The 916-nt window shown below is 67.4% G+C and carries 1 protein-coding gene; it reads left to right on the top strand.

Annotated features, from left to right (window positions below; translation table 11 throughout):
* Positions 1 to 35: 35 nt before the first annotated feature.
* Positions 36 to 916: IS701 family transposase (locus JKG68_RS32595; protein ID WP_202066602.1), on the top strand; the 881-nt coding region annotated here is incomplete at its 3' end.

Raw genomic sequence — 916 nt, 5'->3', positions numbered from 1 at the left:
CTTGTGCGTTGTCTTAGACACGGAGGTGTCGCGCCATGACGCATGCAAGCGAGGCCCACCGCTGGGCCGATCAACTGGATGATCTCGTCGCCCGAATTGCTCCCCGTTTCAGCCGCATCGAGCCGCGCCGGCGCGCCCGGGCCTATCTGCAAGGCCTGCTCGCGCCGCTTGAACGCAAGAACGGCTGGCACCTGGCGGAAGCGGCCGGCGATGCCAGCCCTGATGGCGTGCAGGATTTCCTTGCCCGCATGCATTGGGATGCCGATGCCGTGCGCGATGATCTGCGCGCCTATGTGGTCGAGCATCTGGGCGATCCTGACGCCGTGCTGGTGCTCGACGAGACCGGCTTCCTCAAGAAGGGCGACAAGTCGGCCGGCGTCAAACGCCAGTACTCTGGCACCGCAGGCCGCATCGAGAACTGCCAGATCGGAGTGTTTCTCGCCTATGCCAGCCGGCGCGGCCATGCCCTGATCGACCGGGCGCTGTACCTGCCCGAGACCTGGGCTTTTGACGCCGCACGCCGTGCGGAAGCGGGCGTGCCGGAGGAGGTCGGCTTCACCACCAAGCCGAAGCTCGGACAGGCGATGCTGAAGCGGGTGTTTGCGGCGGGCGTGCCGTGCACATGGGTGGTGGGCGACTGCGTGTATGGCGCCGACCATCAGACCCGGCGCCTGATCGAGGCGCACGGGCGTGGCTATGTGCTGGCCGTGACCTCGGCCCAGCGGCTCGGGTTCAAGCACGTTGAGGATTGGCTTGAAGACGTGCCGGCCCGGGGCTGGCGGCGGCTTAGTGCGGGTGATGGGGCCAAGGGCCCGCGGCTGTACGATTGGGCCTATCTGCCCTACCGCTCACCGCCGGTGCTGGGCTGGAAAACCGGGCTGCTGATCCGGCGCAAGAAGGGCCGCCCGCATCAGTT

This window comes from Microvirga aerilata (assembly GCF_016743775.1).
In the GTDB taxonomy this organism is placed as follows: domain Bacteria; phylum Pseudomonadota; class Alphaproteobacteria; order Rhizobiales; family Beijerinckiaceae; genus Microvirga; species Microvirga aerilata.
Note: the sequence above shows the minus strand (reverse complement) of the source record. Positions and strands in the feature narration are given on the sequence as shown.